A 13,340-nucleotide genomic window follows, 5' to 3' on the forward strand; every position below is an offset into this window, starting at 1 on the left:
TGAATCAGTGGCTGCCGGTAGCCGCCCCTTGAGGCGGCGGCGCGGCTCGCAGCGTCAGCACGAGCGCTGCGCCAATGAGCAGAGCGACAGCAATGGCGAGCATGCCCGGCAGCAGCTTGCCGCCGCTCAGATCGGACAGCCAGCCGACGAGGAACGGGCTCACGAAACCCGCGAGATTTCCCGTGCAATTGATGACGGCGATGGCCGCGGCGGCGCCCGCGCCGCCGAACAGCGCGGTCGGAATGCCCCAGAACACCGGCGCAATCGAATTGATGCCGATGGCGGCGACCACCAGCGCGGCGACGGCCACGGCCGGCGTCGCCGCGAACAGGACGGAGGCGAGCAGGCCGAGCGCACCAAGCACGCAGCAGATCGCCACGGGCCGGCGGCGCTCGCCACGGCGATCGGCGTACCGCGCGATCGCCACCATCGCCGCGATGCTGATGAGCGACGGCACGGCCGAAAGCCAGCCGATGTTGCTCACGCTGGCGACGCCGCTCGCCTTGATGATCGTCGGCACCCAGAAGGCGAGGCCGTAGTTGCCCATGGCGATGCAGAAGTACAGCAGGCCGAGCAGCCAGACGCGCGGGCTCGCAAACGCACTGCCCACCGTTTGCTCGACGCGCGTGTGCGCGTCGCGGGCGAGGTCGGCCGTGAGCAGCGACTTTTCGGCGGCGTCGAGCCAGCGCACGGAGTCGATCCGGTCGTGCAGCATGAAGAACGCGGCGAAGCCCACGAGCAGCGAAGCGAGGCCTTCGACAACGAACAGCCACTTCCAGCCCGCAAGCCCGAGCGCGCCGCCCAGATGCGCCATCACCCAGCCGGACAGCGGGCCGCCAATCGCGCCCGAGACGGGAATCGCCGCCATGAAGAGCGCGATGATCTGCGAGCGCCGTGTAGAAGGAAACCAGTTCGACAGGTAGAGCACGACGCCCGGAAAGAAGCCGGCCTCCGCCACGCCCAGCAGGAAGCGCAGCGTGTAGAAGGAGGCGGGCCCGCTCGCGAACATCGTGAGGCTCGACACGATCGACCAGGAGATCATGATGCGAGCGATCCAGCGCCGTGCACCGACGCGATTGAGGATCAGATTGCTCGGCACCTCGAAGATGAAATAGCCGAGAAAGAAAATGCCCGCGCCGACACCGTAGACGGTCTCGCTGAGTTGCAGGTCGGCGAGCATTTGCAACTTCGCGAAGCTGACGTTGACGCGGTCGATATAGGCGACGACGAACGCCAGAAAGAGAAACGGCACGATGCGCCGCGCGAGCTTGCGGTAGAGGGCGAGGCGCGCGGGATCGGTGGCGGGGTGGGCATGCGCGTGCGCCGCGGCGGCGACATCGGCGCAGGCGGCCGATGTGGCTTTCGCGCCGGATGGCTGGGTGCTCATGGTGTCTCCAGTACGCCGGTGTGGCGTTCTCACCTGCCGGCTTTGTTATGCTTCGCCTGCATGTAAAACTCGCGACGAGCCTGAAGCGCAAGAGTAGCCGCCCGCGATGGACTGCCGCAAATCACTCTTTCGGTATCGCACATAACCAAATTGGTATACCGGATACGGGAAACCCCTATGCAAAACGACGCGCCCATCGACCGGTTCTTCCGCAGCGGACTGAAGCTCGCGCACTTGCGCATCCTCGTCGCGCTGGCCGATCTTGGCCAGGTCACGCGCGTGGCCGCGGCTTTTCACGTGACGCAGCCGGCCGTCTCCAGACAGATCGCCGAGATCGAGCAGGCAATGGCGGTGAGCGTCGTGAACCGGGTCGGCAATGCGCTCGAACTCACCGCCATCGGCACGGTGATCGTCGCGTGCGGGCGCGAGATACTGCGCCATCTCGAACTTGCGCGCCGCGACGTGAACGCGCTCGCCACGGGCACGGGCGGGCACGTGCGCTTTGGCGCCGTGGTGACGATTCCCGAGCCGCTCACGGCGAATGCCGTGCAGCTCTTTCTTCGCCGCGCGCCGGCGGCGTCGCTGTCGTTCGTCGAAGGCACGCTGGACCGGCTCATCAAGATGCTCGACGAGGGCGAACTCGACATCGCCATAGGACGCAACCGCATACCGACCGCGCAAACGCAGTTGCGCCAGGAAGCGCTCCATAGCGAGCCGTTCGTGTTCGTGGCGAGCGCCCATCATCCGCTCGGGCAGGTCGATCAGGCCGTCGAGTGGGACGACCTGCGCAATTGCCGCTGGATCACGCCGCTGCACGGTTCACCGGCCTATGCGACGCTGATCGAGACGCTCTCGTCGCACGGCATCGTGCCGGGGGCGAGCAACGTCGAATCGAGTTCCCTTTCGCTGAATGTCACGCTGCTCACGCACGGCGAATTCGTCGCGATCCTGCCGCTTTCCACGGCGCGCCAGCACGCCATGCGCGGCCACATGCGCATCCTGCCGCTGGCGCCGCTCGAACCGTTGACCGAGGTGGTTGCGTACTGGCGTGCCGACGCGCTTCAGGGCGCCGGGCAACTGTTCGTGGAGTGTCTCAAGGAAGCCGGCAACGAAATGCGCAAGGATTGAGCGGGGCGCAACGCCGGCGCTGGACCTTCAGTGGCCGTTCGACGATAGACAGTTCGGTTGACGATAGAGGAGAGCGCCATGAACGAGGTTTCGCTTATGGGCATCGCACCGGACGCACGGCTACCATTAACCGGATACACGGCGTTCTGCTCGATTGAGGTGTCCTCTATAGCAACGGCGAATGCAGATGATCCGGATGATCGAGCATGTCGGCGACGAGATGCAGTGACTCTTCTATTCCCAGCGCGTCGCTGGGACCGCCGAGACAGATGCGTACGGCGTTGGGTGGATTCCCGTCGGTGCTGAACGCCGCACCAGACACCACGCCAATTTGCTTCGTGCGCAGATGCGAAGCGAGTTCCGACGCGCTCCATCCCGTTTCGCGCGGGACCTTGAGCCAGAGGTGAAAGCAGTCCTTCGACGCTTCGAACTCGCGTGCAGCGAACACCTGCGCCGCAATTTGCTGGCGCACCATGCACTCGTTACGAATGGCTTCAAGCATCTGCTGAGCCACCCCGCTCTCGATCCAGCACGCGGCGAGATGCGACATGTACGGGCTCGCCATGACCGTGGTCGCGCGCAGCGCCCCCGATAGACGCTCGGCATGGCGCGCGCTCGGTGCAACGACGAACGCCACACGCAATCCCGCACCGAAGCACTTCGACATGCCTGTCACGTAGTAGGTGAGTTCGGGCGCGAGCGTTGCAAGCGCCACGGGCGGCGCTTCGCAGAGCATGCCGTACGCGTCGTCCTCGATGATGGGCACGTTATAGCGCAGCGCGATATCGGCGATATGCTCGCGGCGATTCTGTGAGAGCGTGCGCGTCGTCGGATTCTGAAGTGTGGGATTGCAGTAAAGCACTCCGGGCTTGCGAGTCTTGCAGAGCGCTTCGAACGCCGTGGCGTTGATGCCGTCTTCGTCGCGCGGCAACGGGGCGAGCGGCATGCCCAGTTGATTCGCGATCACCTTCAGGCCGGGATAGGCCAGGCAATCGGTGCAGATCGTTTCGCCGGGTTTCACGAGCCGCAGCAGCAGCGCAACAAGCGCGTTGTGAATGCCGGGGCAGACCAGCAAGCCATCCGGGCGATGCGAAGGCAGCGTGTGGCGCAGCCACTGGCTGGCCGTGCTGCGCTCGAACTGCGAGCCGCCAAAATCCTGATAACGCAACATGGACCACGGGTCGGCCGCGCCAACGATCCGTGCCGCCGATTCCGCGAGCAGCGCCCTCATGTCCGGCGGCTCGGGCGGCATGTTCATGGTCATTTCCAGCGCCGTACCCGCGCGCAGCGGCACGGCCGGTGGCCGGCCGCGCACATAGGATCCGCTGCCTGCGCGCGAATCGATCAGGCCCCGCTTGCGTGCCTCGGCATAGCCGCGCGCGAGCGTCGTGTAGTTGATCTTGAGTGCATCGGAGAGATCTCGCAGCGCGGGAAGCCGGTCACGCGGGCGCAAACGGCCGCTCGCAACGTCCTCTTCGATGAGATCGGGAATGGTCTGATAAACGGGCTTGTCGCTTTCGGCGAGCCGTTTCAGCCAGTGAGTGGTGAAATTCGACATGGAGCGTGCGCGTGCGATCGGGTGAAGATGGGCTCATTCATTCTAGTGAGAATCCACGGCGGAAAATAAACAATTGATTGTGAGTGATTGCATCGAATGATCCGAATTGATGCGCGCATGCACCGAAAGTGATTGCATATTGCCCAGCACCAGGGCGTGAGCCATTTCATGCGGTTTGCACGCCATGTCACGCGAAAGGGGGTGGCACGCACTTCACGAAAAAAATCTGCGTGGATCATTCGCGGCACGTCGAATTGATTGGGTATTGATTGCATGACGCGTGCCGCCAGATGGCATAGCCGTTGCAAAAAGAGAGGCGCCGGCCACGGGTCGGCCACAGTCCTCAATCATTCAACGGAGTCACATCATGCCCGCCATCACCACGCCCGCCCACAAGACCGGCGACTTTCTCGTCGACTATGAGGAGAAGGTGTTCGAGGACGTCAAGGCGGAACCCGGCGAGAAAGCGCTCGTCACGTTCCACACAGTCGCGTTCGAAGGCTCCATTGGCTTCGTCAACATGCTTCAGGCCACGCGGTTGCAGCGCAAGGGCTTTGAAACCTCGATTCTGCTCTACGGTCCCGGTGTGATGCTGGGGGTGCAGCGTGGTTTCCCGACGCTCGGCGCCGAAGCGTTTCCGGGGCATCTGAACTTCAACAACCAGATCATGAAGTTCATGGCCGAAGGCGGCAAGGTCTACGCGTGCCGTTTCGCGCTACAGGCGCTCTACGGCCACGGCGAGGCCTCGCTGATAGAAGGCGTGCGGCCCATCAATCCGCTCGACGTGCTCGACCTGAAACTGCTGCATCGCAAGTCGAACGCGCTCGTGATCGACACCTGGACTGTCTGAGCGCACACGGGTATCGCCATGTCGATCCAATCCACGAACCGCATCGTTCGCGCCGCCGCCGTGCAGATTGCGCCGGATCTCGAATCGTGCACGGGCACGCTCGCGCGCGTCGGCGACGCGATCGTCAGCGCCGCGCGCGAGGGCGTGCAACTGGCCGTGTTTCCCGAAACGTTTCTGCCGTACTACCCGTACTTCTCGTTCGTGCTGCCGCCCGTGCAGTCGGGCGCGGAGCATCTGCGGCTGTACGAGCAGGCGGTGACGATACCCGGTCCGGTCACGGAAACCGTCGGCGCGCTTGCGCGCGAGCACGGCATGGTGATCGTGCTCGGCGTGAACGAGCGCGATCACGGCAGCCTCTACAACACGCAACTCATTTTCGATGCGGACGGCCAGATCAAGGTGAAGCGCCGCAAGCTCACGCCGACGTTCCATGAACGCATGATCTGGGGGCAGGGCGATGCGGCCGGCCTGAAGGTCGCGCACACGGCCGTGGGGCGCGTGGGTGCGCTCGCGTGCTGGGAACACTACAACCCGCTGGCGCGATACGCGCTGATGACGCAGCACGAAGAGATTCATTGCAGCCAGTTTCCGGGCTCGCTGGTCGGGCCGATCTTTGCCGAGCAGATCGAAGTCACGATCCGCCATCACGCGCTGGAGTCGGGCTGTTTTGTCGTCAACGCGACAGGCTGGCTCAGCGACGCCCAGATCACATCCATCACCAGCGACCCCAAGCTGCAAAAAGCGCTGCGCGGCGGCTGCAACGCGGCCATCGTCTCGCCCGAGGGCCAGCACCTGGCCCCGCCGCTGCGCGAAGGTGAAGGCATGGTGATCGCCGATCTGGACATGGCGCTCATCACCAAGCGCAAACGCATGATGGATTCGGTCGGTCACTATGCGCGGCCCGAACTGCTGAGCCTCGCAATCAACGAGCGTGCCGCCACGCCTGTTTTCTCTCTCGACGACACGAGCGTCACCGCTTCATGGAGCTTCCACGATGAATGCCAGCGTCAATCTACCGGAATCGAGTCTGCGACTCTTGACTGAGCTGCAATCGAGCGGCCTGCGGCTCGCGCAGCCCGATGCCGAGGGCCTGTCGCGGCGCGGTGGGGCCGGTCCGTCCGACCACAAGGCCGTGATGATCGACGGCGTCGCGCTGATGGTGCCGGTGCATACGCACAGCGCGCACCAGTCCGCCTTCGTCGCCAACGCGCCGGACGCGGACGGCACGAGCCTGCTCACACGCGGCAGCATACCGGTTGCCCAGATCGCCTTCGCGAAGCCGCCGCGCTTCTACAAGCTGCAAACGCTCGATGGCGTACCGTACTCGCACATTGCCACGCTGCATGGCACCGACGTGCTCGCCACCACCGTGCTGCAAACCTGTATCCGCTACGAGAGCCGCAAGAAAGCCTGCAAGTTCTGCGCGATCGGGCAGTCGCTCGCGGCGGGGCGTACGGTCGCGCACAAGACGCCGGAGCAACTGGCGGAAGTCGCGCGCGCCGCGGTGCTGCTCGACAATGTGCGGCACATGGTACTCACGACCGGCACGCCGGCCACGCCCGACCGCGGCGCAGCCATACTCTGCGAGAGCGCGCGTGCGATCAAGCGCGCGGTCAATCTGCCGATCCAGGCGCAGTGCGAGCCACCTGACGACGACGGCTGGTTCGGACGCATGCGGGAGGCGGGCATCGACACGCTCGGCATGCACCTGGAAGTGCTCGGCGAGGCGGAGCGCGCGCACATCATGCCCGGCAAGGCAACGGTGCCCGTGAGCCGCTACATGGAGGCGTTCGAAGCGGCCGTGAGCGTGTTCGGGCGCGGCCAGGTGAGCACCTACCTGCTCGCGGGCCTGGGCGACACGCCGCAACGCATTCTCGACACCGCGCAGCAACTCGTACGTATCGGCGTCTATCCGTTCGTGGTGCCGTTCGTCCCCATCGCGGGAACCCCCCTCGAAGACCTCGCGCCACCCACGCCCGAATTCATGCGCTCGATTCTCGCACCGCTGGGTGCGATGGTTCGCGAAGCCGGTTTGCGTGCCGACGACATCAAGGCGGGGTGCGGCAAGTGCGGCGCATGCTCGACGCTCTCGTCGTTCGAAAAGGTGACGCTATGAACGCAGTGAGCGACTTCGACGACGAAATCGTCGTGCGCTGGGCCGGTGAGCCGTGGGAGCGCGAAGGCGCGCTGGCGATCCGGCGTGCTGTGTTCTGCACGGAACAGGGCATTTTCGAGGGCGACGACCACGACGAGATCGACGCCGCGGCACAACTGCTCGTCGCCGTGCAAGGCATGCAGGGGGCTGCGTCCCGCGTGGTGGGTACCGTGCGCATCCATCGGGATCCCGTCGACGCTTCCACCTGGTATGGCTCGCGGCTTGCCGTGCGCGCGGACTACCGCCGGCACGGACGCATCGGTGCGACGCTTATTCGTCTTGCCGTGAGCAGTGCCCACGCGCTCGGCTGCACAAGATTCCTCGCATCCGTGCAGGCGCAGAACGCGCCGCTCTTTCGTCGCCTGCACTGGCGCACGCTTGAAGAGGTGATTGCGTTCGGACGTGCCCATCACGTTATGCAGGCCGAACTCGCACACTATCCACCGTGCGCGACGCCCTATGCCGGCTTCCCTGTCGATCAGCGGAGGGCCGCATGACGCTCGACGCAATCGTGGAGACGATCCGAACGAGTCGCGGTCTCGCGCACAAGACCGATATCGCGCCGATGCTCGCAGCGCTCGATGCGGGCCACGACGCGTCCGTGGTCATGGCCGCGGGAGACGACTGCGCCGCGATTCCCGATGGCGACGGCTATCTGCTCTTTGCCGCCGAAGGCATGGTGAGCGACCTGATCGAAGCGATGCCGTGGTTCGCGGGCTACTGCTCGGTGCTCGTGAACGTGAGCGATGTGTGCGCCATGGGCGGGCGCCCGATTGCGGTCGTCGACGTCATCTGGAGCCAGGGGATCGAGCCTGCGGCTCAGGTGCTCGAAGGCATGGCCGCAGCGTCGCGGCAGCTCGGCGTGCCCATTGTGGGCGGACACAGCAACGCGCGCAGCGAGCGCACGCAACTCGCGGTGGCGATTCTTGGCCGCGCGCAGCGCCTGCTGTCCAGTTTCGAGGCGCGCGCGGGCGACAGGCTGCTGATGGCGGTCGATTTGCGCGGTGCATTCGTCGAGCCGTATCCCTACTGGAATGCGGCCACCGAAGCGCCCGCCGAACGCCTGCGCGCCGACCTTGCGCTGCTCGCGCAGATTGCCGAGGACGGTCTGTGCGCGGCGGCGAAGGATATCAGCATGGCCGGCATCGTGGGCACCGCGATGATGCTGGCGGAGTGCTCGCGTGTGGGTGTCACGCTCGATCTGGCCCGCCTGCCGAAGCCCGAAGGCGTGCCGCTCGAGCGCTGGGTGGAGATCTTCCCCAGCTATGGCTACCTGCTGAGCGTGCGTGAGGAGCATGTTGCCGAGGTGATTGCGCGTTTCGAGGCGCGTGGCATCGCGTGCGCGGACATCGGGGAGATGCAGTCCGAGCCCTCGGTGGATGTGCGCTGGCATGGCGAGACGCGAAATGTCTGGCGGCTCGACGCACAGCCCTTCATCGTACCCGCCGACCGTCGCGCGACCCGGGCGTTCGCCCCGGCGGCGTGCGAGTCCGCTGAGTCCGCTGAATCCGCCGTATCCATTGACAAGCGCTTCTAGCACTCGACCAGGAGGTATCCATGCCAGTCACTTATTTCGTCGTGCGTTGGCCGGACGGCACCGAGGCGCGCTGCTATTCGCCATCGAGTGTCATTCGAGACTATCTGCGCCCCGGCGAGTATCCGCTCGACGCGTTTCTCGGTGCCGCGCGTGATGCGCTTGCGGCGGCATCCGAGCGCGTGCGCCAGAAGTTTGGCTACGCGTGTTCGTCCGCGCTCGACCAGTGGGACGCGATCGAGCGCACCGCTCAACCGTTCCGGTCGCAACCGGCCGCGCGCGTAACCGTCGTGAGCGTCGATTGAATCACAGCATCGCGGCAGTGTGCCCGCCGCGACCATCGCACAAGGAGATTTTCATGTCCATTCAGGCGCCCGCCGCCGAGGCCCATTTCAGCGTCGCCATCATTGGCGGCGGTCAGGCTGGTCTCTCAATGAGCTATTGCCTGAAGCAGTCCGGCATCGATCACGTCGTGCTCGAAAAGCGCACCGTCACACACACCTGGCGCGAACAGCGCTGGGACGCGTTTTGCCTCGTCACGCCGAACTGGCAGTGCGCGTTGCCGGATTATCCGTATCGCGGCGACGATCCGAACGGCTTCATGAAGAAGGACGAGATCATTGCCTGGCTCGACGGCTTCGCCCGGCACGTCGATGCGCCCGTTCGCGAAGGCGTGGCCGTCACGCGCGTTGCGCGCCGTCCGCAAGGCGGCTTTCTCGTGCAGACATCGGACGGCGTATTGAGCGCCGACCAGGTTGTCGTGGCGTCGGGCGGCTATCACACGCCGATCATGCCTCGCATGGCCGAACGGCTGCCTGCCCACATCGCCCAGATCCAGTCGTCGGAATACCGCAACCCGGCCGCGCTGCCCGAAGGTGCGGTGCTCGTGGTGGGTTCGGGACAGTCGGGCGCGCAGATCGCCGAGGACCTGCATCTGGCGGGTCGCAAGGTGGTGCTCGCGGTGGGCGAGGCCCCGCGCTGTGCGCGGTTCTATCGCGGCCGTGACGTGGTCGACTGGCTGGCGGACATGAAGTACTACGACATGCCGGTCGAGGAGCATCCCTTGCGCGAGGGCGTGCGCGACAACACCAATCACTATGTGACGGGGCGCGACGGCGGCCGTGATATCGACCTGCGCAAGTTCGCCCGCGAAGGGATGGCGCTTTACGGTGCGCTCGAAGATTACGCGGCCGGGATGCTGCGATTCGCGCCGAACCTGCGCGCAAATCTCGACAGCGCTGACGAGACCTACAACCGCATCAACGCGTCGATCGATCGTTTCATCGCGCAGGAGGGCATCCAGGCGCCGCCTGGCGAGGCGTACGAGCCGGTGTGGAAGCCGCACGCGGAGCGCGAGTTGCTCGATCTGGCGGCGAGCGGGATCGGCAGTATCGTCTGGTGCATCGGCTTCCGGCCGGACTTTGGCTGGATCGACCTCCCGGTGTTCAACGGGCGTGGATATCCGGGCCACACGCGCGGTGTCACGGCGCAGAGCGGCCTTTATTTTCTCGGGCTGCCGTGGTTGCATACCTGGGGTTCGGGGCGGTTCTCGGGCGTTGCACGCGACGCCTCGTATCTCGCGGAGCGGATCGTTGCGCAGGCGAGGCCCGATGCGCGCGCGGCGTGAGACCGCGCCCTCGCCCGGACGGACGCAGACGCCGGCCGGGTCGCGCACGCACTACGTTGCCGGCATGCCCGAGCTGGCCTTCGCGGGGCTCTCGGAGCAGTGGCTTTTGCGCACCTGCGGCCAGTTGCACTGGAACGCGCTGGCCGGCCAGGCGGGGTTCGCCACACCGGACTTCTTCGACGACGAAGGGCAGAAGTCGTATGCCGCGTTCACGGCGATCCGCGTGCGTGAGGCGCGGTTCGAAGAGGTGGGCGAGCATCAACGCTTCGCCATCGAAGCAGACGTGCAGCGCATCGCGCACGCGAGGCATTTCGGTGTCTTTCGCGTGTTCACACCCGAGAGCGCGATCGCCCGTGTCGAGATGATCTCCACTTTCGTGCGCCGTGAGCACAGTGGCGACAATCGTTCGGTATGCAGAGCGATGTTCGACAGTGCGCCACAGCGCGTGACGCCGCCCGGCGCAGGCGAACTCGCGGCCCAGGCGAAGCGCTTTCGCACGGGCGACTGGACGCGTCACGGACGGCTCGACCGGATGGAACACGCCACACAGCATGTCGTGGAGTACCTGCCATGTCCGTCACTCGATTTCAACGGCGCGCATCTGCTGTACTTTGCCAGCTTCCAGTCGATGGTCGAGCGCGCGGAATGGCACTGGCGCTCGGCGCCGCAGTCCGCGCCGCCGTGTCTCGTCGAGCGGGACATGGCTTTCTACGGCAACGCCAACGTGGGAGACCGTCTGACGCTTTCGTTTGGCGCGCGCCATGCAGGCCACGACGGTCTTTCGCACTGGTGCTCGATAGCGCGCGCGGGGGACGGCGTGCGCATTGCCGATGTCGTCACGCACAAAAGGTGGTCGCATGAATGACACGGCATCCTTGCCGCGCAAGCCGCTCTATACGCCCGCGGATCTCGAAGGCGTGCCGTGGCTCGACGCACGGCCGGGCGAGTTTCCTTATCTGCGTGGCGTGCATGCGAGCATGTACACCGGGCGGCCCTGGACGATCCGGCAATACGCGGGTTGTGCCGACGCCGCCGCGTCAAACCTCGCGTACCGGCGTGCGCTGGAGGCCGGGGCAACTGGGCTTTCCATCGCCTTTGATCTGCCGACCCATCGCGGCTACGACTCCGATCACGGTGACGTTGCCGCCGATGTGGGCCTGGCCGGAGTCGCCATCGACTCCGTCGAGGACATGGCTCGCCTGTTCGACGGCATCGCGCTCGACCGGGTTTCCGTTTCGATGACGATGAGCGGCGCTGTGCTGCCGGTGTTCGCGGCCTTCATCGTCGCGGCCGAGGAGGCGGGTATTGATGCGATGCGGTTACGCGGGACCATCCAGAACGATATTCTCAAGGAATTCATGGTGCGCAACACGTATATTTTCGCGCCTGAGCCTTCGATGCGGATCGCGACGGACGTGGTGCGCTACGTGCTCGATCACATGCCGCATTTCAATGCGATGTCGATTTCCGGCTATCACATTCACGAAGCGGGAGGGGACAGCGTGCTCGAACTCGCGCTCACGCTCGCGAATGCGCGCGAGTACGTGCGGCGGGTGGTCGAAGGCGGCGCCGAAGTGGATGGCGTATGCCGCCAGTTGAGCTTCTTCTTCGCGGCAGGGCGCGACTTCTTCGGCGAGATCGCGAAACTGCGTGCAGCCCGCGTACTGTGGGCGGAGCTGGCGCGGTCGCTGGGCGCACGCGAGCCGCGCGCGATGCAGTTGCGCATGCATTGCCAGACTGCCGGATCGACCTTGACGGCACGACGCGCGCCCAACAACATCGTGCGCACCACCGTCGAGGCCATGGCGGCAGTGTTCGGGGGCACGCAGTCCTTGCATACGAATGGTTGGGACGAGGCGCTGTCGCTGCCCGGCGAGGACGCAGCAACGCTCGCGCGCGATACACAACTGATCCTTCAGCACGAGATGGGTTTGTGCGAAGTGGTCGACCCATGGGCCGGTTCTTATCTGATGGAGGCGCTCACGGCACGCACTGCGGACGCCGTGCGCGCCCTGATTGCCGAAATCGATGCCCAGGGCGGTGTGATCGCCGCGATCGATTCGGGCTGGGTGCAAGCACGTGTGCATCGGGGCGCCGCGCGGATTCAGGCTCGGATCGACGCGGGCGAACATGTGGTGGTGGGTGTCAACCGTTTTCGCTCCAACGCAGATGAAGAGAGCGGCAGCCACGAAGTCGACGGACGAATGGTGCGCGCGCTTCAGTGCGATCGATTGCGCCGGTTGCGCGAGGGCCGCGACACGCAACGTGTGCGTGTCGCGCTGGAGCGGCTCACGCTGGTCGCGCGTACCGGTGAGGGAAATTTGCTGGCCGCGGCGATAGCGGCAATTCGTGCGCGCGCAACGGTCGGTGAATGCACGGCGGCGCTGGAACGTGTCTGGCCGCGCTGGACCGCGGCACTGAGCGGCGATGCCCGTGCGTATGGAGATAACCGCAGGGGAGACGAGGCGTGGGAGGCAGTGAAAGCTTCTGTTGCACGCTGGCGCCGCGAGAGCGGACGCGCGCCGTGCCTGGTGATGCTCAAGCTCGGCCAGGACGGTCACGACCGCGGAGCGCGCGTCGTGGCCGCGGCACTCGCGGATGCGGGCTTCGAAGTCGAAATCGGCCCGCATTTCATGACATCGGCTGTGGCTGCGGAGTGGGCCGCGCTGCGTTCGTCCGATATCGTCGGAGTTTCGACTCTCGCGGGCGGGCACTTGAGTCTTGTGCCGGCACTCATCGACGCGATGCGCGCGCGGGGCGTCGAAGCGCCTGTTGTCGTAGGCGGCATCGTTCCGCACGTGCATCGCGAAGCACTGAAAGCGCAGGGCGTAGCGGCGATATTCGGCGCGGACACGCCGCTCGATGAAATCGTTCGCGATCTGTTGTGCGTTGCGAGCCGAACGAAGACGCCTTTAGCGTGACGCGGGCCACCGCCCGGCAACCAGCAAGACGGCACTCAGGCAAACGCCAAGCGAGCCGACGCCGGACCTTGCGAGGGTGAAAATGTGCAGTGCACAGACTCGGCTACGGCTTTGATTTCATAAGGGAAATCCCCACGTTTTTTCAACAAAAAAGGTATAGAACAATACCCAAAAGATGTT

General features: G+C 65.3%; 12 protein-coding genes. 10 read left to right on the forward strand and 2 right to left on the reverse strand.

The window, feature by feature from the left end; all coding sequences use genetic code 11:
• Nucleotides 1-4: 4 nt before the first annotated feature.
• Nucleotides 5-1,387, reverse strand: a complete 1,383-nt coding sequence (locus C7402_RS31375) for an MFS transporter (RefSeq protein ID WP_116613403.1) — start codon at nt 1,385-1,387, stop codon at nt 5-7.
• Between the two features lie 177 nt (nt 1,388-1,564).
• Between C7402_RS31375 and C7402_RS31380 the strand changes: the two genes are divergently transcribed.
• The gene (locus C7402_RS31380) at nt 1,565-2,515 is read left to right on the forward strand and encodes a LysR family transcriptional regulator (RefSeq protein ID WP_112173789.1); all 951 of its coding nucleotides are present in this window, start codon (nt 1,565-1,567) and stop codon (nt 2,513-2,515) included.
• Nucleotides 2,516-2,681: 166 nt separating this feature from the next.
• On the opposite strand, the gene C7402_RS31385 is transcribed toward C7402_RS31380, so the two are convergent.
• Nucleotides 2,682-4,073 carry an aminotransferase-like domain-containing protein gene (locus tag C7402_RS31385; protein WP_116613404.1) on the reverse strand — a complete coding sequence of 464 codons (1,392 nt, stop codon included), beginning with the start codon at nt 4,071-4,073 and terminating at the stop codon, nt 2,682-2,684.
• A 367-nt stretch (nt 4,074-4,440) separates the two neighbouring features.
• On the opposite strand from C7402_RS31385, the gene C7402_RS31390 reads away from it, so the two are divergent.
• From C7402_RS31390 to scpA, 9 genes are read left to right on the forward strand one after another with little or no spacing between them, the layout of a single operon-like run.
• Nucleotides 4,441-4,923: an MSMEG_0572/Sll0783 family nitrogen starvation response protein gene (locus C7402_RS31390; protein WP_112173791.1), complete on the forward strand. Its 483-nt coding sequence runs from the start codon at nt 4,441-4,443 to the stop codon at nt 4,921-4,923.
• 18 nt (nt 4,924-4,941) lie between these two features.
• Nucleotides 4,942-5,967, forward strand: coding sequence for a Nit6803 family nitrilase (locus C7402_RS31395; protein ID WP_116613405.1), 1,026 nt, complete (start codon nt 4,942-4,944; stop codon nt 5,965-5,967).
• Nucleotides 5,918-7,039, forward strand: a complete 1,122-nt coding sequence (locus tag C7402_RS31400; RefSeq protein WP_116613406.1) for an MSMEG_0568 family radical SAM protein — start codon at nt 5,918-5,920, stop codon at nt 7,037-7,039. The genes C7402_RS31395 and C7402_RS31400 overlap by 50 nt, the downstream gene beginning before the upstream one ends.
• The gene (locus C7402_RS31405) at nt 7,036-7,575 is read left to right on the forward strand and encodes an MSMEG_0567/Sll0786 family nitrogen starvation N-acetyltransferase (protein WP_116613407.1); all 540 of its coding nucleotides are present in this window, start codon (nt 7,036-7,038) and stop codon (nt 7,573-7,575) included. The genes C7402_RS31400 and C7402_RS31405 overlap by 4 nt, the downstream gene beginning before the upstream one ends.
• Nucleotides 7,572-8,615: a sll0787 family AIR synthase-like protein gene (locus C7402_RS31410; protein WP_116613408.1), complete on the forward strand. Its 1,044-nt coding sequence runs from the start codon at nt 7,572-7,574 to the stop codon at nt 8,613-8,615. The genes C7402_RS31405 and C7402_RS31410 overlap by 4 nt, the downstream gene beginning before the upstream one ends.
• 20 nt (nt 8,616-8,635) lie before the next feature.
• On the forward strand, nt 8,636-8,917 hold the full coding sequence (locus C7402_RS31415) for an MSMEG_0570 family nitrogen starvation response protein (protein WP_116613409.1): 282 nt from the start codon (nt 8,636-8,638) through the stop codon (nt 8,915-8,917).
• Nucleotides 8,918-8,970: 53 nt separating this feature from the next.
• Complete coding sequence (locus C7402_RS31420; protein ID WP_116613410.1) at nt 8,971-10,239, forward strand: MSMEG_0569 family flavin-dependent oxidoreductase; 1,269 nt, start codon at nt 8,971-8,973, stop codon at nt 10,237-10,239.
• Nucleotides 10,223-11,104, forward strand: coding sequence for a Pnap_2097 family protein (locus C7402_RS31425; protein ID WP_224041560.1), 882 nt, complete (start codon nt 10,223-10,225; stop codon nt 11,102-11,104). The genes C7402_RS31420 and C7402_RS31425 overlap by 17 nt, the downstream gene beginning before the upstream one ends.
• Nucleotides 11,097-13,160 carry a methylmalonyl-CoA mutase gene (gene scpA / locus C7402_RS31430; RefSeq protein WP_208949037.1) on the forward strand — a complete coding sequence of 688 codons (2,064 nt, stop codon included), beginning with the start codon at nt 11,097-11,099 and terminating at the stop codon, nt 13,158-13,160. The genes C7402_RS31425 and scpA overlap by 8 nt, the downstream gene beginning before the upstream one ends.
• Nucleotides 13,161-13,340: the final 180 nt, after the last annotated feature.

It is taken from the genome of Paraburkholderia unamae (genome assembly GCF_003096875.1).
GTDB classification, from domain to species: domain Bacteria; phylum Pseudomonadota; class Gammaproteobacteria; order Burkholderiales; family Burkholderiaceae; genus Paraburkholderia; species Paraburkholderia unamae.